This window comes from Amycolatopsis thermoflava N1165, assembly GCF_000473265.1.
GTDB classification, from domain to species: Bacteria; Actinomycetota; Actinomycetes; order Mycobacteriales; family Pseudonocardiaceae; genus Amycolatopsis_E; species Amycolatopsis_E thermoflava.
The window spans coordinates 7,066,275-7,085,048 of record NZ_KI421511.1; the positions used below are offsets into that span (position 1 = coordinate 7,066,275).

The 18,774-nt window shown below is 71.8% G+C and carries 20 protein-coding genes; 16 read left to right on the top strand and 4 right to left on the bottom strand.

Translation table 11 applies throughout. The annotated features are described in order from the left end of the window. Positions 1-3: 3 nt before the first annotated feature. The gene (locus tag AMYTH_RS0135105) at positions 4-783 is read right to left on the bottom strand and encodes a site-2 protease family protein (protein ID WP_027934143.1); all 780 of its coding nucleotides are present in this window, start codon (positions 781-783) and stop codon (positions 4-6) included. A gap of 213 nt (positions 784-996) precedes the next feature. On the opposite strand from AMYTH_RS0135105, the gene AMYTH_RS0135110 reads away from it, so the two are divergent. Beyond that, complete coding sequence (locus AMYTH_RS0135110) at positions 997-1,320, top strand: WhiB family transcriptional regulator (protein ID WP_026153473.1); 324 nt, start codon at positions 997-999, stop codon at positions 1,318-1,320. A 134-nt stretch (positions 1,321-1,454) separates the two neighbouring features. Beyond that, positions 1,455-3,392: a hypothetical protein gene (locus AMYTH_RS0135115; protein WP_027934144.1), complete on the top strand. Its 1,938-nt coding sequence runs from the start codon at positions 1,455-1,457 to the stop codon at positions 3,390-3,392. A gap of 84 nt (positions 3,393-3,476) precedes the next feature. On the opposite strand, the gene AMYTH_RS0135120 is transcribed toward AMYTH_RS0135115, so the two are convergent. After that, a complete protein-coding gene (locus tag AMYTH_RS0135120; protein WP_017984738.1) occupies positions 3,477-3,938 on the bottom strand; it encodes a metallopeptidase family protein in 462 nt (153 codons plus the stop codon). Between the two features lie 96 nt (positions 3,939-4,034). On the opposite strand from AMYTH_RS0135120, the gene AMYTH_RS0135125 reads away from it, so the two are divergent. From AMYTH_RS0135125 to AMYTH_RS0135150, 6 genes are all read left to right on the top strand, one after another. After that, positions 4,035-4,391 (top strand): DUF3499 domain-containing protein, encoded by a 357-nt coding sequence (locus tag AMYTH_RS0135125; protein WP_084022740.1) that lies wholly within the window; start codon positions 4,035-4,037, stop codon positions 4,389-4,391. Positions 4,392-4,470: 79 nt separating this feature from the next. Continuing rightward, complete coding sequence (locus AMYTH_RS0135130) at positions 4,471-5,826, top strand: phosphomannomutase/phosphoglucomutase (RefSeq protein ID WP_027934146.1); 1,356 nt, start codon at positions 4,471-4,473, stop codon at positions 5,824-5,826. A gap of 9 nt (positions 5,827-5,835) precedes the next feature. Next, positions 5,836-6,048: a Trm112 family protein gene (locus AMYTH_RS0135135; RefSeq protein ID WP_027934147.1), complete on the top strand. Its 213-nt coding sequence runs from the start codon at positions 5,836-5,838 to the stop codon at positions 6,046-6,048. Next, positions 6,032-7,126, top strand: a complete 1,095-nt coding sequence (locus tag AMYTH_RS0135140; RefSeq protein ID WP_017984734.1) for a hypothetical protein — start codon at positions 6,032-6,034, stop codon at positions 7,124-7,126. Before AMYTH_RS0135135 ends, AMYTH_RS0135140 begins: the two co-directional genes overlap by 17 nt. A 69-nt stretch (positions 7,127-7,195) precedes the next feature. Then, positions 7,196-8,419, top strand: coding sequence for a mannose-6-phosphate isomerase, class I (gene manA, locus AMYTH_RS0135145; protein WP_017984733.1), 1,224 nt, complete (start codon positions 7,196-7,198; stop codon positions 8,417-8,419). 36 nt (positions 8,420-8,455) lie between these two features. Beyond that, on the top strand, positions 8,456-9,076 hold the full coding sequence (locus AMYTH_RS0135150) for a maleylpyruvate isomerase family mycothiol-dependent enzyme (RefSeq protein WP_027934148.1): 621 nt from the start codon (positions 8,456-8,458) through the stop codon (positions 9,074-9,076). Here the strand turns inward: AMYTH_RS0135150 and AMYTH_RS0135155 are convergent. Then, entirely contained in the window at positions 9,073-9,525 is a 453-nt protein-coding gene (locus tag AMYTH_RS0135155) for an Lrp/AsnC family transcriptional regulator (protein WP_017984732.1), read from the bottom strand. The two genes, AMYTH_RS0135150 and AMYTH_RS0135155, sit on opposite strands and share 4 nt — an antisense overlap. Before the next feature lie 80 nt (positions 9,526-9,605). Between AMYTH_RS0135155 and AMYTH_RS0135160 the strand changes: the two genes are divergently transcribed. The 3 genes from AMYTH_RS0135160 to AMYTH_RS0135170 all read left to right on the top strand — a co-directional run bounded on the left by AMYTH_RS0135160 (position 9,606) and on the right by AMYTH_RS0135170 (position 12,651). Then, positions 9,606-10,064, top strand: a complete 459-nt coding sequence (locus AMYTH_RS0135160) for a DUF2000 domain-containing protein (RefSeq protein ID WP_027934149.1) — start codon at positions 9,606-9,608, stop codon at positions 10,062-10,064. Between the two features lie 56 nt (positions 10,065-10,120). Continuing rightward, a complete protein-coding gene (locus tag AMYTH_RS0135165) occupies positions 10,121-11,035 on the top strand; it encodes a cation diffusion facilitator family transporter (protein ID WP_027934150.1) in 915 nt (304 codons plus the stop codon). Between the two features lie 80 nt (positions 11,036-11,115). Then, a complete protein-coding gene (locus AMYTH_RS0135170) occupies positions 11,116-12,651 on the top strand; it encodes an amino acid permease (RefSeq protein ID WP_027934151.1) in 1,536 nt (511 codons plus the stop codon). 49 nt (positions 12,652-12,700) lie between these two features. On the opposite strand, the gene AMYTH_RS0135175 is transcribed toward AMYTH_RS0135170, so the two are convergent. Continuing rightward, positions 12,701-15,001, bottom strand: a complete 2,301-nt coding sequence (locus AMYTH_RS0135175) for a hypothetical protein (protein WP_051362909.1) — start codon at positions 14,999-15,001, stop codon at positions 12,701-12,703. Positions 15,002-15,087: 86 nt separating this feature from the next. Between AMYTH_RS0135175 and ahcY the strand changes: the two genes are divergently transcribed. The 5 genes from ahcY (at position 15,088) to mtrA (ending at position 18,773) form a co-directional block, all read left to right on the top strand. After that, positions 15,088-16,560, top strand: a complete 1,473-nt coding sequence (ahcY, locus tag AMYTH_RS0135180) for an adenosylhomocysteinase (RefSeq protein ID WP_017984727.1) — start codon at positions 15,088-15,090, stop codon at positions 16,558-16,560. Between the two features lie 67 nt (positions 16,561-16,627). Next, positions 16,628-16,906: a FitA-like ribbon-helix-helix domain-containing protein gene (locus tag AMYTH_RS0135185; protein WP_228685083.1), complete on the top strand. Its 279-nt coding sequence runs from the start codon at positions 16,628-16,630 to the stop codon at positions 16,904-16,906. Next, a complete protein-coding gene (locus tag AMYTH_RS0135190) occupies positions 16,903-17,349 on the top strand; it encodes a type II toxin-antitoxin system VapC family toxin (protein WP_228685085.1) in 447 nt (148 codons plus the stop codon). The genes AMYTH_RS0135185 and AMYTH_RS0135190 overlap by 4 nt, the downstream gene beginning before the upstream one ends. Before the next feature lie 24 nt (positions 17,350-17,373). Beyond that, a complete protein-coding gene (locus AMYTH_RS0135195; protein WP_037322927.1) occupies positions 17,374-18,021 on the top strand; it encodes a dTMP kinase in 648 nt (215 codons plus the stop codon). Positions 18,022-18,095: 74 nt separating this feature from the next. Continuing rightward, positions 18,096-18,773: an MtrAB system response regulator MtrA gene (mtrA, locus tag AMYTH_RS0135200; RefSeq protein WP_017984723.1), complete on the top strand. Its 678-nt coding sequence runs from the start codon at positions 18,096-18,098 to the stop codon at positions 18,771-18,773. Position 18,774: the final 1 nt, after the last annotated feature.

An 18,774-nucleotide genomic window follows, 5' to 3' on the forward strand; every position in this document is an offset into this window, starting at 1 on the left:
ACCTCAGTGGCGCCAGAACAGGAAGGTGTACTGGCCGACCGCCGCCGCGATGTCGTCGCCGCCGACCGCTCCGTAGATGAACGTGACCAGGTCCCAGAACGCGTCGCCCACCGCGGGAACCGCGAACAGCAGTGCGAACAGGACCAGCGGCGCCCACGGCCGCGCCTTCGCGCCGAACTCGCGCGCGTCCGGTGACAGGTACGGCTCGATGGCGCCGTAGCCGTCGAGCCCGGGCACCGGCAGGATGTTCAGCACGAACGTCGCGATCTGCAGCAGCGCCAGGAACGACAGGCCGACCAGCAGGCCGGCCGGCATCGGCACCAGCATCACGACCACGGTCAGCACGATGCCGATCAGCAGGTTGGACAGCGGCCCGGCGAGCGACACCCAGGACGCGACCCCGCGGGTGCGCAGCGCCCAGCGGTTGATCCACACCGCGCCACCGGGCAGCGGGATGCCGCCGATGAGCAGGAAGACGAGCGGCAGCACGATCGACAGCACCGGATCGGTGTAGTGCCGGACGTCCATCGACAGGTAGCCCTTCGAGGCCACCTCGTAGTCGCCGCCCTTGAAGGCGACGAAGGCGTGCCCGAACTCGTGCAGCGTGAGTGAGAGCACCCAGCCGGCGATCACGAGGATGAAGACGCCGGCTACCACCATCGGGTCTTGGTCGGAAGTGAGCAGTGTGCTCGCGTCACCGAACGCGGCCAGTAGGCCACCCACTACGGTGAGTGCGAGAATGCCGAAGAAGACAGGACTTGGTCGGACCGCGGATCGTTGCACGGGGTCCAGTCTGTCGCATCCTGGCGAGTTGATGTTCGGCGTGTCCGCTTGCGCGACGGGGCAGAAGCATCCCCCAACCTCGCTACTCCGCTTGACCTAGCCTCATTACACAGGTGTAATCACAGTGCTGTTATTCGTTGCTGCAAGGGGGCGACGGTGACGGCGATGCAAGACCGCCAGCCTGGGGAGTGCGTGGAAGCAGAGGAGGCGGACGTGCGGTTGGAATCCGACGGAAGGGATTGGGGGAACGTCGTGGAGTGGCGAGAAGGCCCGGAGGTGGAGCTGGGCGAGCTCGTCGACCTCTTCGACAACGACGAGCCCCCCGAGTGGCAGGACCGCGCACTGTGCGCGCAGACCGATCCAGAGGCGTTCTTCCCGGAGAAGGGCGGCTCGACCCGTGAGGCGAAGCGGATTTGCCAGGGCTGCGAAGTGAAGGGCGAATGCCTGGAGTACGCGCTGGCCCACGACGAGCGCTTCGGCATCTGGGGTGGTCTGTCCGAACGGGAGCGTCGGAAGCTCAAAAAGCGGGCTGTGTAAGGGAATTTAACGCCTGCTTCACAACGAGGTGACAGGTCTCCGCGTGCTCGTGCGGGTGCGTGGAGTCACGGTCGGCTCAGCTAGGCTGGCGCGGCAAAGATCCTCACCGATCGCCGCCGCCCACTGGAGAAGCCTTGCCCGACAACGTGAACGTCCCGGACAGGACCTCGAAGGTGGCCAGGATCGCCCCGGTGGCGGGCGTTTTCGTGGTGCTCGCCGCGCTGGGGCTGTCGGTGAACGCGGGACGATTGGGGTTCGACCTCGCAGGCGGACGGCTCCTCGAAGCCGGTTCGCTGAGCGAGGTCTGGTCGGCTTACCTCGCGGGCTGGCACGCCGTGGACGGCGGCACCGCGAGCGCCGCGCCGGCCGCGCTGGCCGTGCTCGGCACCTTCGGTGCGGTGTTCACGCCGCACGGGTTCGTGTCGTTGTTGATGATCGCCGACGCTCCGCTCGCCGGGGTGTCGGCGTTCTTCGCTACGCGGCGGTTGCCGGTCCAGCCGTGGGTGCGGGCGGTGATCGCCGCCGCCTACGGGCTGCTGCCCGCCGCGACCGCGGCGGTGTCGCAGGGCCGGCTCGACGTCGTGGCCGCCCACATCCTGCTGCCGCCGGTGATCGCCGGCATCGCGGGCGTGCTCGCCGATCCGGGGCAGCGGTGGCTGCACTCGTCGTCGCTGTGCGCGCTCGGCCTGGCGTTGCTCGGCGCGTTCTCCCCGCTGGCGCACCTGCTCGCGCTGGCCGGGCTGGTCGTCGGGTTCGTCGTGCTGCCCTCGCCGGCGCCGCTGCTCAAGCGCGCCGCGTCGGTGGTCATCGTCGTGCTGGTGCCGTTGGCGTTGCTGATGCCGTGGCCGACCGTGCTGGTCAACCACCCGGCGCTGGTGCTGCACGGGCTGAGCGGGCCGGGCGATCCGGTGACCGCGGTCGACCTGGCCGGGCTGGACCCGGGCGGCGCCGGGGCGTGGCCTGCCGGGCTCGCGTTGCTGTTGGCGGCCGTGATCGCGTTCGCGGTGCGCCCGAGCCGGGCTGCCGGGGCCGGGCTCGCCGTGGTGGTGCTCGGCGTCGCCGGGCTGCTGGTCGTGCGGCTCGTGGAAGTGGCGCCGTTGCAGGGCGGGCCGGTGTCGCCGGGCTTCGCCGGGGTGCCGCTCATGGTCATCGGCGCCGGGCTGTTGTGGATCGTGCTGTCCGCGTGCCGCGGCCCGGTCGGAAAGCCCTTTCTCGCCGGTGGCGCGGTGCTGCTGGTGGCGCTGGCCGTCGGGGTCGTCGTGGCGGGCAGCGGCGGGCCGCTGCACTCCGGCGGCGGGCCGGCGCTGGCGCAGGACCAGGCCGACGAGCTGGCCCGCACCGGGCGGTCGGTGCTGGTGCTGGACGCCGGGGACGCGCCCGCGCTTCAGACGGGCGGCCGGATGCCGCGGTTCGGGGACGAGCAGCTGGCGGTGAGCGCGGCGACGCCCGCCCGGCTGGCCGGGTGGCAGGACGCGCTGACCGACCCCGAGCCGGGCCGGACCAGGGCCGCGCTGTCCGGCGCCGCGGCGTCCGGGGCGTTGTTCGTGGTGCTTCCGGCGGGCGCCGATCCGCGGCCCATCATCACGATGGCAGGCGACCTGGCGTCGTCGGTCGCGCCGACCTCCGACGGGCGGCCGGTGCTGCGGCTGCTGGAGCCGGGCGGGCAGGTCGTGCTGGTCCCGCCCGGGGTGGCGCGCCAGGCGGTGACCGCGCAGGCGCCGACGAGCACCCTCGGGGTGACGCCGGTGGACGCGCAGCTGCCGGACGTGCGGGTGCGGGTGTCGGAGGGCGTGCCGGGGCGGCTGCTGGTGCTGGCCGCCGAGCAGGAGGACGGTTGGCGGGCGCAGGTGGACGGCAAGCCGGTGCCGATCGTGCCGGCGTGGGGGCACCAGGTGGCGGTCGCGGTGCCGACCACCCAGGCCGAGGTGACGCTCGAGCACCCGTCGACCCTGCGGGACGTGCTGTTGCTGGTCCAGATCGCGGCCGCGCTGTTCACCCTGCTGACCGCGGTGCCGACCCGGCTGCGCGAACCACGCCCGCTGGAGCCGACGGCGGAGCCGGCGCACTCCTGAGCGATCCAGCGGGCCGGCGAGCTGCTGCGCCCACTCGAGAACCAACGGTCCGGAAACCACTCGTTCCGGGCACCGCCCCGGGAACTACTCGCCGCCCTCGATGATGTCCGGTTCGACGCCCAGGTAGCCCGCCACCTGCTCGACCAGCACGTCGTGCACGAGTTCGGCCAGTTCGCCGGGGTCCTTGGCCCGCGCCTCCAGCGGCCGCCGGTACAGCACGATCCGGGCGCGCGTCGGCAGGCCGGTGCGGTCCACACCCGCCGGGACCAGGCGGGACAGCGGCACCGCCCCGTCGTGGAGCACCCCGTCGTCCACCGGGCCCCCGGCGCCGCGGATCTCGGGCACGTCGTCAACCGCCACGTCGAGCTTGGTCAGCTGGTCCCGCCATCTGGCCTCGATCGGCTCGAGCGCGTCGAGCACGAGCTGGTCGAACTTCTCCGCGCGGCTGGCCGCGGCAGGCAGGGTCGCCGGGTACAGCGGCCCGCGCAGCCCGCGGCCATGCCGGTCCCGGCGGACACGCCGCCGATGCCGGGAACTTCGAGCCATAGACACATCCGGAAGGTTACGCGTTGGCCTCGGTCGGTGGCCCGCACCGGTGCGCCTGCGCGCACTTGTCAGGGGGAAGCGCTATCGTCCCTGATCGTGTCGAGCGTACGAAAGTGTTCGCGAACGGGGTGCCTGAACCCGGCCGTCGCCACGCTTACCTACGCCTACAGCGATTCGACCGCGGTGGTCGGTCCCCTCGCGACGGCGTCCGAGCCGCATTCCTACGACCTGTGCGAGGCGCACGCGCTCCGCCTGACCGCGCCCCGGGGGTGGGAGGTCGTCCGGCACGAGGGCGAGTTCGCCGCCCCGGACCGGTCCGACGACGAGCTCACGGCGCTCGCCGAGGCCGTCCGGGAGGCGGGCCGGTCCGACAGGCCCGCCCCGCCGCCGGAACCGGAGGGCCCCTCCGGCCGTCGCGGCCACCTGCGGGTGCTGCCCGACCCGATCTCGTAGGTCACGCCACATCCGCCCGGCGTTCCCCCGGTAGGCTCTCGGGTATCCGCAGCCCATGGACAACTCTCGGGGAGAGCGCGTGTCAGACCTGTCGGCCATCGTCAAGGCCTACGACATCCGGGGCGTCGTCGGCGAGCAGCTGGACGCCGGCCTCGTACGGGACTTCGGCGCCGCCTTCGCGCTGCTGATCAAGCCGGAATCGCCGTCGGTCGTGATCGGCCACGACATGCGCGAGTCGTCGCCCGGCCTGGCCGCCGCGTTCGCCGAGGGTGTCACCTCGCAGGGCCTGGACGTCGTGTCGATCGGCCTGTGCAGCACCGACCAGCTCTACTTCGCCTCCGGGTCGCTCAACATGCCGGGCGCTATGTTCACCGCGAGCCACAACCCGGCCAAGTACAACGGCATCAAGCTCTGCCGCGCGGGCGCCGCCCCGGTGGGGCAGGAGTCCGGGCTCGCCGAGATCCGCGACACCGTCGAGCAGGGCGTGCCGGAGTTCGCCGGCCAGCCCGGCAGCGTCACCGAGCGGGACGTCCTCCCCGACTACGCCGCGTACCTGCGCAAGCTGGTCGACCTGTCCGGCAGCCGCCCGCTGAAGATCGCTGTCGACGCGGGCAACGGCATGGGCGGCCACACCGTCCCGACGGTCTTCGAGGGCCTGCCTATCGAGATCGTGCCGATGTACTTCGAGCTCGACGGCAGCTTCCCCAACCACGAGGCCAACCCGCTCGACCCGAAGAACCTGGTTGACCTGCAGGCCAAGGTCCGCGAGGTCGGCGCCGACGCGGGCCTGGCCTTCGACGGCGACGCCGACCGCTGCTTCGTGGTCGACGAGAACGGTGACCCGGTGTCGCCGAGCGCGATCACCGCGCTGGTCGCCGTGCGCGAGCTGGCCAAGGACCCGGGCGGCACGATCATCCACAACCTGATCACGTCGCAGGCCGTGCCGGAGATCGTCGCCGAGCACGGCGGCAAGCCGGTGCGCACCCGGGTCGGGCACTCGTTCATCAAGCAGGAGATGGCCGCCACCGGCGCGATCTTCGGCGGCGAGCACTCCGCGCACTACTACTTCCGCGACTTCTGGCGCGCCGACACCGGCATGCTGGCCGCGCTGCACGTGCTGGCCGCGCTCGGCGAGCAGGACCGGCCGCTGTCCGAGCTGACCGCCGCGTACTCGCGCTACGCGGCGTCCGGCGAGATCAACTCGACGGTCGACGACCAGGTCGCGAAGCAGCTCGCGGTCAAGGACGCGTTCGCGAGCCGTCCCGGTGTCGAGATCGACGAGATGGACGGCCTGACGGTGAAGCTGCCGGGCAAGGCGTGGTTCAATCTGCGCCCGTCCAACACCGAGCCGCTGCTGCGGCTCAACGTCGAGGCCGCCGACGAGGACGCGGTCCGCGCGCTGACCGACGAAGTCCTCGCGATCGTTCGCAGCTAGGGAGGTTCCATGGCAGTCACGCTCGATGCCCAGTTGCTGGAGATCCTGGCGTGCCCGTCCGACGACCACGCGCCGCTCCGCCCCGGAACGGCGAGCGATCCGGAGGCCGACGCGTTGACGTGCACGTCCTGTGGTCGCGAGTACCCGGTCCGGGACGGCATCCCGGTGCTGTTGCTCGACGAGGCCACGATCCCGGGTGAGTCCCGTGCCGACGGTGCTTGACGACACCCTCCTGGACGACCCCGCACGCCTGGCGGAGGCCGACACCGCAGGACTGCTGAGGGCGGCGGCGATGGCCGGTGCCCAGGTGCGCTCCACCGCCGAGGTCGCCGCGGACGCCGAGCTGGCCGACCGGCTCGACCTCGGCCGTCCGCGGGCGCTCGTGCTCATCGTCCGTCCCGGGGTGAGCCGGAGCGTCGCGCGTCTGCTGTACGCGCTGCTGGCGCCGGCCTGCCCGGCGCCGGTCGTGGTCAGCGAGGCGGTGCCGCCGTGGATCGGGGCGCTCGACGTCGTCTTCGCGCACACCGACGACCCGTTCGACCGCGAGCTGGCCGCAGGCGTGGAGCGGGCCGCGCGGTACGGGGCGACGGTGGTGCTGTCCGCTCCGAACGAGGGCCCGGTCGCGGCGTCGCTGGCGGGCAAGGGCGTCCAGCTCGTCCCGCGGGTCCCGGTGCCGCCCGAGCTGACCTTCGCCCGCGGCCTCGCCGCCGGGCTGCTCACCGCCAACGCGCTCGGCCTGCTGGTCGCCGACGTGCAGTTGCTGGCCGACCAGCTCGACTCCGAGGCCGAGCGCGGCCACCTCGGCCGCGACTCCTTCGCCAACCCCGCCAAGGCGCTCGCCTTGCGCCTCGCCGACCGGATCCCGCTGCTGTGGGGGCTGGACCCGATCGCGGTCGCGGTCGCCCAGCACGCCGGCTACGCGCTGGGCTCGTTCGCCGGGGTCGTCGCCGACATCGCCGACTACCGGCAGGCGATGACCCGTCGCGCTCTGCGTCAGGCCGCGGCGAGCAGCTCCGGCGAGCGGGACATCTTCGCCGACCCCGATTTCGACACCGACCTGCCGAACTACCGGGTGCTGCTGCTCGCGGTGCACAGCGGCCCGGCGGCCGACGCGGCGCGCCACGACGCTTCGCATACGCTTCCCGGGGCCGGAGTGGTCGCCCCAGCGGACGAGATCGTCGGTGACGAGCCCGTGCGCGCCGGGGTCCTCGCGCTACGGTTCGAGCTGGCCGCGGTCTACCTCGGGCTGGCGACCGCCACCACGGGTGGTGGCGGGCACTACGAGCCCGCGTCCGCGTGACGCCGGTTTCGGGCCCGATCCCGCGGGAATCGGGCGAGGGGTTGGAAGAGCCAAGGAGTTGAGAAGACAGTGGAGCTGCTGCGCAATGCGGTGCGGCCCTACGCCTGGGGGTCCCGGACGACCATCCCCGAGCTGCTGGGACGCGAGGTGCCCGCGCCGCACCCGGAGGCGGAGCTGTGGATGGGCGCCCACCCCGGCGACCCGTCGCGCATCGTCGGCCCGGACGGCGACGAGCGCAGCCTGCTGGAACTCGTCGAGGCCGACCCGCTCGGCCAGCTGGGCCGGGAGTGCGCCGAGCACTGGGGCAACCGGCTGCCGTTCCTGCTGAAGATCCTCGCCGTCGAGGAGCCGCTGTCGATGCAGGCGCACCCGTCGGCCGAGCAGTCGGCCGAGGGCTACGCCCGCGAGGAGGCCGCCGGCATCCCGCGGGACGCGCCGAACCGGAACTACCCGGACCCGACCGCGAAGCCGGAACTGGTGTGCGCGCTGACCGAGTTCCACGCGCTGGCGGGCTTCCGCAAGCCGGAGCGCACGGTGGAGCTGCTGCGCGCCATCGAGACCCCCGGTCTGGCGAAGTACACCGAGCTGCTGGCCGCCCAGCCGGATTCCGACGGCCTGCGCGCGTTGTTCACCACGTGGATCACGCTGCCGCAGCCGGTGCTGGACGAGCTGCTGCCCGAGGTGCTCGACGCGTGCGTGCTGCACGTGAAGGACCACGGCGAGTTCGACGTCGAGTGCCGCACGATCCTCGAGCTGGGCGAGGCGCACCCGCGGGACGCCGGTGTGCTGGCCGCGCTGCTGCTGAACCGGCTGACGCTGAGCGCGGGCGAGGCGATCTACCTGCCTGCCGGGAACCTGCACCTGTACCTGCACGGCACGGCCGTGGAGATCCTGGCGAACTCGGACAACATCCTGCGCTGCGGGCTCACGCCGAAGCACGTGGACGTGCCCGAGCTGCTCCGCGTCGTCGACTTCACCTGCGCGGACATGCCGATCCTGCGTGGTGAGCCGTCCGCCTGCGGCGAGGTGTACACGACCGACGCGCCGGAGTTCGAGCTGTCGCGGTGCGAGTGGGACGCCGGCGAGACCGGTTCGCTGCGCGTCGACAACGGCAAGCCGCAGATCCTGCTGTGCACGCAGGGTTCGGTGCGGATCAAGGCGGAGAGCGGCCAGGAGATCGAGCTGCGCCGCGGGCAGTCGGTGTGGGTGCCGGCTTCGGACCCGGCGGTCGCCGTGCACCCCGCGGAGAGCGGCCGGACGCAGTTGTTCCGCGCCACCTCGGGCTGCCTGTAGCGATGATTCCGGCGCGCCGGAGCGGTCGTATGCGGCATGACCGGAAACTTGTGGCCACTGGTGCACGCCGAGCGGGCGGCACTCGCGGATGACCTCGCCGACCTGACCGATGGGCAGTGGGCGACGCCGTCGCTGTGCGCCGGCCTGTCGGTGCGCGAGGTGCTCGCCCACCTCACCGCGTCGGCGAGCCTGACGCCCGTGCGGTGGCTGGCGGGGGTGATCCGCTGCCGTTTCGACTTCGACCAGCAGGTGGCGGTGCGGCTGGCCGAGCACCTCGGCGACGCGCCGGCCGACACGCTCGCGCGCTTCCGCCGGGTCGTCGGCAGCACGACCAAGCCGCCGCTGCCGGTGATCGCCCTGCTCGGTGAAGCGGTGGTGCACGGCGAGGACATCCGGCGGCCGCTCGGACTGCGGCGGGATCACCCGGAACCGGTGCTGACCCGGCTGGCCGAGTACTACGCGGGCTCCGACCTCGTCGTCGTCGCGAAGAGCCGCGCGAGCGGGTTGCGGCTGGCGGCCACCGACGGACCGTTCGCGACCGGCTCCGGTCCGCTGGTCACCGGACCCACCCTGTCGCTGATCATGGCGATGACCGGTCGCACGGCGTACTGCGACGAGCTCGACGGCGACGGGGTGGCTCTGCTCCGCGACCGCTAGGCCGGGTCGATCACACGGCTGCGGATGTGCTCGTAGACGACACTGGTCCGCACGTCGGCCACTTCCTTGCGCTGCGTGAGGCGGTCGATGACGAACGCGTACAGGGCGTCGTTGTCCGGCACCGCCACGTGCACGAGGAAGTCCTCGCCGCCGGAGACCACGAACACGCCCAGCGTCTCGGGCAGCAGGGTCACCCATTCCCGGAAGGCATCGATGACCGGCCGGGACGGCGGGCGCACCCGGACGGCGATGAGCGCCTGCACCGGGCGGCCGATCTCGGCCAGGTCGAGGTCGACGTTGTAGCCGCGGATCACGCCGCGTTCCCGCAAGGCCCGGACGCGCTCCAGCGACGTGGATGGCGAAACCCCGGTCGCGGCGGCCAGCTCGCGGTTGGTGCGCCGTCCGTCGCGCTGCAGTTCCCGCAGCAACGCCTGATCAAGTTCGTCCAATCGCGCCAAAACGGGCCTCCCGTCGAATTAAGTTCGGACTTGCTGGCTGACTCGCACATCTTTGCCTAGCTTGTGCGCTCGTGACCACAGATCCTCAGGTTGAAGTCCAGCTCGACGCCACCACTCGCACCGCGAAGGTCAAGTGGGTGATCGTCGCCGACCCGTCGCTCGGGCCGGGTCTCGTCGCGAACGCGACCGCGTGCCTCGGCGCCGCGGTCGGCAAAGTCCTGCCCGCCCTGGTCGGCCCGCAGGTCGAGGACGCCTCCGCCCGCCCGCACGCGGGGCTGCCGTGGACCGGCTGCTCGATCCTGGCCGCCGACGCCGCGAAGCTGCTGCAGATCCGCACGAAGGCCGCCAACCGCGAGGGGATCTTCGTCGCCGACATGTCCAAGCACGCGCAGGCCAGCCGGTCCTACGTGGAGTACACCGAGGCCATGGCGGGTACCGACGAGGAGGCCTTCGAGTACTACGCCGTGAGCCTGGTGGGGCCGCGGAACAAGATCGACAAACTGGTCGGCGGGCTCCCTCTGCTGCGGTGAACCCGTTGGCCTTAGGCTCATCGCGACAAAACGGGTAAGACTCACAGGGGGTCAGCGTGTCGGCAAGTGGCGGAACGAAGGCGATCCTCGCGGCACTCGGCGCCAACGCCGGGATCGCGGTGGCGAAGTTCGTCGGGTTCCTGATCACGGGGTCGTCGTCGATGCTCGCCGAGTCCGTGCACTCGGTCGCCGACACGTCGAACCAGGGCCTGCTTCTGCTCGGCCAGCGCCAGGCGCGGCGGCGGGCCACCCGGGAGCACCCGTTCGGCTTCGGCCGGGAGCGGTACTTCTGGTCGTTCGTGGTCGCGCTGATGCTGTTCACGCTCGGCTCGGCGTTCGCGCTCTACGAGGGCATCCACAAGATCGAGCACCCGGAGCCGCTGACCAGCCCGCTGGTCGCGGTCGGCATCCTGGTCGTCGCGATCGGCCTGGAGACCTACTCGTTCGTCACGGCCATCGGGGAGTCGCGCAAGATCAAGGGCGACGCGACGTGGTGGCAGTTCATCCGCCAGTCGCGCACGCCGGAGCTGCCGGTCGTGCTGCTGGAGGACACCGGCGCGCTGCTCGGCCTGGTCTTCGCGCTGATCGGCGTCGGGCTGTCCGAGGTGACCGGCGAGCCGGTGTGGGACGGCATCGGCACCGTGATGATCGGTGTCCTGCTCGGCATCATCGCGATCATCCTGATCGTCGAGATGAAGAGCCTGCTGATCGGCGAGGGCGCCACCGACCGCGAGCTGGACAGCATCTGCGAGGCCCTGACCGGCGGCCGCGTCGACCGCGTCATCCACATCCGCACCCAGTACCTCGGCCCGGACGAGCTGCTGGTCGCCGCGAAGCTCGCGCTCGCCCCGCGCCTGGAGCTCTCCGAAGTGGCGGGCGAGATCGACGCCGCCGAGGCCAGGGTGCGCGAGCGGGTGCCGTCCGCGCGGCTGATCTACCTGGAGCCGGACCTGGACCGTCAGCTCGTCTGACCTCCGATTCGCTCGCCTCACCCGTTCGCGTTAGGGTGGCCAACCGGACCTGAGACCCAGGACACCGGGAGGAGACACCCTTGCCAGGTAACGGGCTGTGGCGCACGAAGTCGATCGAGCAGTCCATTAAGGACACCGACGAGCCGGACACCAGGTTGCGGCGCAACCTGTCGGCGTGGGACCTGACGGTGTTCGGGGTCGCGGTCGTGATCGGCGCTGGTATCTTCACGCTGACCGCGCGCACGGCGGGCGACTACGCCGGACCGTCGGTGTCGCTGGCCTTCGTGTTCGCCGCGATCGCGTGTGGTCTCGCCGCGCTGTGCTACGCCGAGTTCGCCTCGACGGTGCCGGTCGCCGGGAGCGCGTACACGTTCTCGTACGCGACGTTCGGCGAGTTCATGGCCTGGATCATCGGCTGGGACCTGGTGCTGGAGCTCGCCGTCGGCGCGGCCGCGGTGTCCAAGGGCTGGTCGGTGTACCTGGAGACGGTGCTGGGCTACATCTTCGGCGACGGCGCGAAGACGACGTTCGACATCGGCGGCGTCACCGTCGACTGGGGCGCGTTGATCCTGGTGCTCGCGCTGGCACTGGTGCTGACGATCGGCACCAAGCTGTCGTCCCGGGTGTCCATGGTGATCACCGCGATCAAGGTCGGCATCGTGCTGTTCGTGATCGTGCTCGGCCTGTTCTACGTCAAGGGCGCCAACTACTCGCCCTACATCCCGCCGGGTGCGCCTGCGGCCAGCGGTGAGTCGGGCGTCGACCAGTCGCTGTTCTCGGTCATCGCGGGCGGGGCGAGCAGCTCGTTCGGCCTGTTCGGTCTGCTGGCAGGCGCCTCGCTGGTGTTCTTCGCGTTCATCGGCTTCGACATCGTGGCCACCACGGCGGAGGAGACGAAGAACCCGCAGCGCTCGGTGCCGCGCGGCATCTTCGGTTCGCTGGCGATCGTCACCGTGCTGTACGTGGCCGTGTCGCTCGTGGTCGTCGGCATGGTGCCCTACACCGACCTGGCCACCGACGCGGGCGACGGCAGCCACAAGACCCTGGCGACCGCGTTCGCCGCGAACGGCGTCAACTGGGCGGCGAACGTCATCTCGATCGGCGCGCTGGCCGGCCTGACCACCGTGGTGATGGTGCTGATGCTCGGCCAGGTCCGGGTGCTGTACGCGATGTCGCGCGACGGTCTGCTGCCGCGCTCGCTGGCCCGCACGAGCGAGCGGGGCACCCCGGCGCGCGCGACCATGCTGGTCGGCCTGCTGGTCGCGGTGGCGGCCACGTTCTTCCCGGCGGACAAGCTGGAGGAGATGGTCAACGTCGGCACGCTGTTCGCGTTCGTGCTGGTGTCGGCGGGCGTGCTGGTGCTGCGCCGGACGCGGCCGGACCTGCCGCGCGCGTTCCGGGTGCCGTGGGTGCCGGTGGTGCCGATCCTCGCGATCCTGGCGTGCCTGTGGCTGATGCTGAACCTGACGGTGCTGACCTGGCTGCGGTTCCTGGCCTGGATGGTGCTCGGCGTGGTCATCTACTTCGCCTACAGCCGCCGCCACTCCCTGCTCGGCAAGCGCGGCGCGACCGAGTCGCCGATGCCGGTGGAAGGCGCCGACCCGACGAAGCCTTAGACCGCGACGAAAAGGCCCCCTCCGCGCGGAGGGGGCCTTTTCGTCGCGGTCAGCGAGCCAGGTTCAGGTGGAACCGGGGTAGGTCGGGGAACAGGGGAACCTGCTCGGCCTCCCCGCGCGCCGGTTTGCCCGGTGTCTCCAGGCCGGCCGCGATCGCCACCGCCTGGTCCCATTCCGGGTCCACCAGGTAGTCCGCGTGCCCGAGCACCCCGGCCGCCCAGCGGCGCGCGCCGGAGGGCGGATGTACCGGATCGGGCAGCCAGTGGTCCCCGCCAAGGACGAGCACGCCGGTCGCGCCCGCCGCGGCCGGCGGCAGCGCGCCCCAGCCGCCGTCCGGCAGGTAGCCCTCGCCGGTCAGCTTGTCGCCGTCGACCTGGTGCCGCCAGGTGGTCACGCCGCCGCCGAAGATGTCCGTGCCGCGCGCCAGCCCGCGCCACCGCCCGTCCAGCGATCCGTACAGCGTGGCGAGCGCGGCGTGCGGCAGCACCGCCGGGAACGCCCGCTGGTACCCCCACTGCAGCGGTGACCCGGCGCTGAGCAGGCCCACCCGTTCCCGGTCCGCCGGGGACACCGTGTGCACGAGCCGTGCGGCCGCGATCACTGCCAGCACGCTGCCCAGCTTCTCCCCGCCCAGCACGACGCGTGTGTTCGGCTCGGCCAGGTGTTCCTTCGCGCGGGCCGCGAGGTCCGGCACCACCTTCAGCGCGTAGCACGGCGGGATCGCCGGGTGCGCCGCCCGCGGCCAGAAGCACACGAGGTCGGCCAGCGCGCCCAGGTGCCGGTTGCGTCCTGGCTTCGTGGCCGCGGTGTAGACTACCCGCAGCAACCCGACGGCCAGCACGCCCAGCCCGAACACCCCGGCCGCGGACAGCGGGTCGAGCCAGCCGGGGAACGTGCCGAAGCCGTACCAGGCGACCAACAGTGCGGCCGCGCCGAGCGACAGTCCCGCGATCACGCCGAGCGCGAGGTGGTGCAGGTGCCGCCGTTCCCAGGCCGACCGGGCCCACGCGGCAGCGGCGGCCTGCTGGTCCGCCGGAGATTGCAGCATCCGCACGACTCCGGGAATCCCGCGCGACCGCCGCCGCAGTGGCACGGCCACCGCGAACCCGAGCACGCCCAGCACGATCGCCAGCACCAGGCCGCCGCCCCACAGCGCGGTCACCAGCCGGTAGCTGTCCGGCAGCCGCAGGTCGCTCGCGCCGGCCAGCCGCCGCAGACCAGTCGCCAGGCCCGCGCCGAACCCGCCGCCGAGCAGCGCCGCGAGCGCCAGCGCCGGCGCGGCCGCCCAGCCACCCGCCCACGGCCGCAGCCGCTTCGGCAGCTCGCGCCAGGTCCTGCGGGCCAGCAGCGCCGCCGGGACCAGCAGCAACGCGAACACCAGCCACGCGCCGAGCAGCGCCGCGCCGACGCCTTCCACGGTCGCGTCCGACCCGGTGGGCACAGCGCCGCGCACCCCGACCGCGACCAGCAGCGCGACCGCCACCCACAGCAGCCCGCCGCGCGCCCACCGCGGCAGGTCCCGCACCCCGGACGCCGACGTGACCAGCGCGACCCCGGCGAGCACCAGGGACGCGGCCCACAGCAGCCGCCCGAAGACGTCGCCGGGCACCTGCAGCGGCCCGCCGACGGCGAGCAGCGCGACGGTGCTCAGCGCCGCCAGGGTGTGCACGCAGCGCAGCACGGGCGAGTCGGTGTCGCCGCGCAGCGCGTCACCGGGCAGCGTGTCCCCGGGCGGCGGCGGGGTGTGCGCCCGGACGGTCCAGTTCGTGCCGGACACCCGGAACAACACGAGGACCACGAGCGCGGCAGGCAGCAGCCCCGCGGTCAGGCGGACCTGCTCGACGTCGCGCAGCCATTCCGGCAGCCACGTCAGGCAGCGGCGGCCGGGCGCCAGGCACTGCGCGGCGAACAGGTCCAGCGTGATGACCGCGACCTGCGCGACGAGCAGCATCGTCAGCAGCAGCGCGGCGATCCGCAGCACACCCCGGCACAGCCCGCCCAGCGCGGCCGCCGCGCGGCTGCCGTCCGGCACCGGCGGCAGCATCCAGTGCGCCACGTTGGCCAGCGAGAACGGGAACAGCAGCGCCCACGCCGCCTTCGTGGCGCCCCCGGAGGTCATGCCGCTCCACAGGTAACCCTCGAGGGTGCGGGGGACCGAGCGGCCGAGCGCCTGCAGCACCGGACCGGGCGCCGGGCGCCGCAGCCGGTCCGACGGGCGGATCACCCGGCCCACACCGTCCCCGGCGACTTCCACCGTGCCGGCCGCGTCCAGCAGCTCTTCGCCGCTGGTGCCGGACAGGCCCGGCACGCGTAGTTCGACCACTCGGGTGTCGGGACCAGGAAGCGGCACGTCGGCTGTCTCCTTTTCCGGGTGTTCCGCGATGAACGGACAACGGTACTGTTCAGGTGGAGTCGATCGTTGGAGGAAATGCCGCTATGACCCCCGAAAGCGTTGCGAAGTGGCACGACACCCGCAACGGGGTGGAATTCGCCGTCGCGGATCTGGAGTTGGCCGAGTTCGGCCGCAAGGAGATCCGGCTGGCCGAGCACGAGATGCCGGGGCTGATGGCGCTGCGCCGTGAGTACGCGGAGGTGAACCCCCTGCGCGGTGCGCGGGTGTCGGGTTCGCTGCACATGACGGTGCAGACGGCGGTGCTGATCGAGACGCTGGTTTCGCTCGGCGCCGAAGTGCGCTGGGCGTCCTGCAACATCTTCTCCACGCAGGACCACGCGGCGGCCGCGGTCGTGGTGGGCCCGCACGGGACTCCGGAGGCGCCGCAGGGGGTGCCGGTGTTCGCCTGGAAGGGCGAGTCGCTGGAGGAGTACTGGTGGTGCACCGAGCGGATGCTGACCTGGGACGGCGAGGGTCCGAACATGATCCTCGACGACGGTGGCGACGCGACGCTGCTGGTGCACAAGGGCACCCAGTACGAGGCGGCCGGCGTCGTGCCGCAGCCCGACGACAACGACTCCGACGAGTGGAAGGTCGTGCTCGAGCTGCTGCGGGCGTCGCTCGCCGCGGACGGGCAGAAGTGGACCCGGATCGGCCAGGGCGTGCGCGGGGTGACCGAGGAGACCACCACCGGTGTGCTGCGGCTGTACCAGCTGGCGGCGGCGGGTGAGCTGCTGTTCCCGGCGATCAACGTCAACGACTCGGTGACCAAGTCGAAGTTCGACAACCGCTACGGCATCCGGCACTCGCTGATCGACGGCATCAACCGCGGCACCGACGTGCTGATCGGCGGCAAGGTCGCGGTGGTCTGCGGTTACGGCGACGTCGGCAAGGGCGCGGCGGAGTCGCTGTCCGGCCAGGGCGCACGGGTGATCGTGACCGAGATCGACCCGATCTGCGCGCTGCAGGCGGCGATGGACGGCTACCAGGTCAAGACGCTGGAGTCGGCGCTGCCCGAGGCCGACATCGTGATCACCACGACCGGCAACAAGGACGTGGTGATGGCCGAGCACATGGCCCGGATGAAGCACCAGACGATCGTGGGCAACATCGGCCACTTCGACAACGAGATCGACATGGCCGGGCTCGCCCGCTACCCCGGGATTCGCCGCATCAACATCAAGCCGCAGGTCGACGAGTGGGTCTTCCCGGACGGCCACAGCGTGCTGGTGCTGTCCGAGGGCCGGCTGCTGAACCTGGGCAACGCGACCGGGCACCCCAGCTTCGTGATGTCGAACTCCTTCTCCAACCAGGTCATCGCGCAGATCGAGCTGTTCACCAAGCACGAGGAGTACGACAAGGAGGTGTACCGCCTGCCGAAGAAGCTGGACGAGAAGGTGGCGCGCATCCACCTCCAGGCCCTCGGCGGCGAGCTGACCAAGCTGACGAAGGAGCAGGCCGAGTACATCGACGTCGACGTCGAGGGCCCGTTCAAGTCGGAGCACTACCGCTACTGACCGCACCCTGCCGCACTGGGGTGCTATCACAGTTTGCAGCCTGTGATAGCATCTCAGTATGCGGCAGATGATCACGCGTCTTGACGACGACTTGCACGCCAGGGTGAAGGCGAAAGCCGAGGCCGAGGGGCGCAGCGTCAACGAGTTCGTGACCGAAATCCTGAAGGCCGCGGTCGACCGGCCGGAGTCCCGCCGGGAACGCAAGCAGCGCCTGCTCGCCGACGGCAAGCTCGTCGCGTTCGCGCCCGACGGCCCGGTGCCCACCCGCGCGCAACTGGACGAGGCTCTCAGGGGTAGCGGGACCTCCGTCAGCGAGGCTCTCGACTGGACGCGGGGCGAGTGGTGACGGTCCTCTACGCCGACACGAGCGCGGTGGTCCGGGCGTTCCTCCCCGACGAGCCGGAGCACGAGCAGATGATCGACTTGCTCCTCGACAACGAAGACCTGGTGCTCACGAGCGAGCTGACCAGGGTCGAGTTCGCCAGTGCGATGGCGACCGCGTGGAACAACGGCCGGATCCGCGACGCCAAGCTCGCGCTTTCGCGCTTCGACGCCGAAGCCGGTGGTGACGGCGCGTTGAGCCTCGTGCCGCTCGTGCCCCAGGTGATCATGCCGGCGGCGTACCGGCTGGTGTCCGACCACCACTCGCTCCGCACGCTCGACGCGATCCACCTGGCCGTCGCGCTGCACGACACGGCTGGCCTGGCCGATGGGGAACCGGTCGTGATGGTCACCCGCGACCAGCGGCAGGCCGACGCCGCCAAGGCACACGGCCTCGAAGTGCGCTGACCACCGCCGGATAGCCTGAGCCCCGTGGGAAAGCTGGTGGTCATCGAGGGGCTCGACGGTGCGGGCAAGCGCACCCTGACCGACGGTCTCACCAAGGCGCTGCACGACCAGGGTCGCACGGTCACCACGCTCGCCTTCCCCCGCTACGGCCGCAGCGTGCACGCCGACCTCATCCACGAGGGCCTGCACCGCCGCCACGGCGACCTCACCGACTCCGTCTACGGCATGGGCCTGCTCTACGCCCTCGACCGCCGCGAAGCCGCGCCCGAGATCCGCGCCGGTCTCGACACCCACGACGTCGTTCTGCTCGACCGGTACGTCGCCTCCAACGCCGCCTACGGCGCGGCCCGCCTGCGGCAGCACGCCGACGGCGAGTTCGTCCGCTGGGTCCGCGAGATCGAGATCGACCGCTTCGGCCTGCCGCTGCCGGACGCGCAGATCCTGCTGCGCGTCCCGCCCGCCGTCGCCGCCCAGCGGGCCGAGCAACGCGCCTCGACCGACGCCGCCCGGGCCAAGGACGCGTTCGAGTCCGACGACGACCTCCAGTCCCGCTGCGCGGCCGTCTACGACGAGCTCGCCGCCGCGTCCTGGTTGTCCGGATGGCACGTCGTGGACGGCGCGGCGGGGGTCGACCACGCCGCCCTCGTCACCCGGCTGGTCCATCCGGGCTAACCGGTGTGCTCAGTTCGTGACGTCTTCGCAGGGTCGGACGTCACGAACGGTCTCCGTAGTGCGAATATGTGGTCATGAAGGCACGTGTGTTGGTCGTCGACGACGACCCCGCTCTCGCGGAGATGCTCACCATCGTGCTGCGCGGCGAGGGGTTCGACACCGCGGTGGTGGCGGACGGCTCCCGGGCGCTGCCCGCCCTGCGGGAGCTGAAGCCCGATCTCGTGCTGCTCGACCTGATGCTCCCCGGCATGAACGGCATCGACGTCTGCAAGGCGATCCGGGCCGAGTCGGGCGTGCCGATCGTCATGCTCACCGCGAAGAGCGACACGGTCGACATCGTGCTGGGCCTGGAGTCCGGCGCCGACGACTACGTGGTCAAGCCGTTCAAGCCGAAGGAGCTGGTCGCCCGCGTGCGCGCCCGGCTGCGGCGCACGGAGGCCGAGCCCGCCGAGACGCTCACGATCGGTGACCTGACCATCGACGTGCCAGGTCACGAGGTGACCCGGGAGGGCAAGGCCATCCCGCTCACCCCGCTGGAGTTCGACCTGCTGGTCGCCCTGGCCCGCAAGCCCCGCCAGGTGTTCACCCGCGAGGTCCTGCTCGAGCAGGTCTGGGGCTACCGGCACGCGGCCGACACCCGCCTGGTCAACGTGCACGTGCAGCGGCTGCGCTCGAAGGTCGAGAAGGACCCCGAGCACCCCGAGGTCGTCCTGACCGTGCGCGGCGTCGGGTACAAGGCGGGCCCGCCGTAAC

Coding starts and splice junctions, on each gene's coding strand:
- AMYTH_RS0135120 (WP_017984738.1), bottom strand. CDS start 3,938: ATGGCTCGAAGTTCCCGGCATCGGCGGCGTGTCCGCCGGGACCGGCAT.
- AMYTH_RS0135135 (WP_027934147.1), top strand. CDS start 5,836: ATGGCAGTCACGCTCGATGCCCAGTTGCTGGAGATCCTGGCGTGCCCG.
- AMYTH_RS0135150 (WP_027934148.1), top strand. CDS start 8,456: ATGACCGGAAACTTGTGGCCACTGGTGCACGCCGAGCGGGCGGCACTC.
- ahcY (WP_017984727.1), top strand. CDS start 15,088: ATGACCCCCGAAAGCGTTGCGAAGTGGCACGACACCCGCAACGGGGTG.
- AMYTH_RS0135185 (WP_228685083.1), top strand. CDS start 16,628: ATGATCACGCGTCTTGACGACGACTTGCACGCCAGGGTGAAGGCGAAA.
- mtrA (WP_017984723.1), top strand. CDS start 18,096: ATGAAGGCACGTGTGTTGGTCGTCGACGACGACCCCGCTCTCGCGGAG.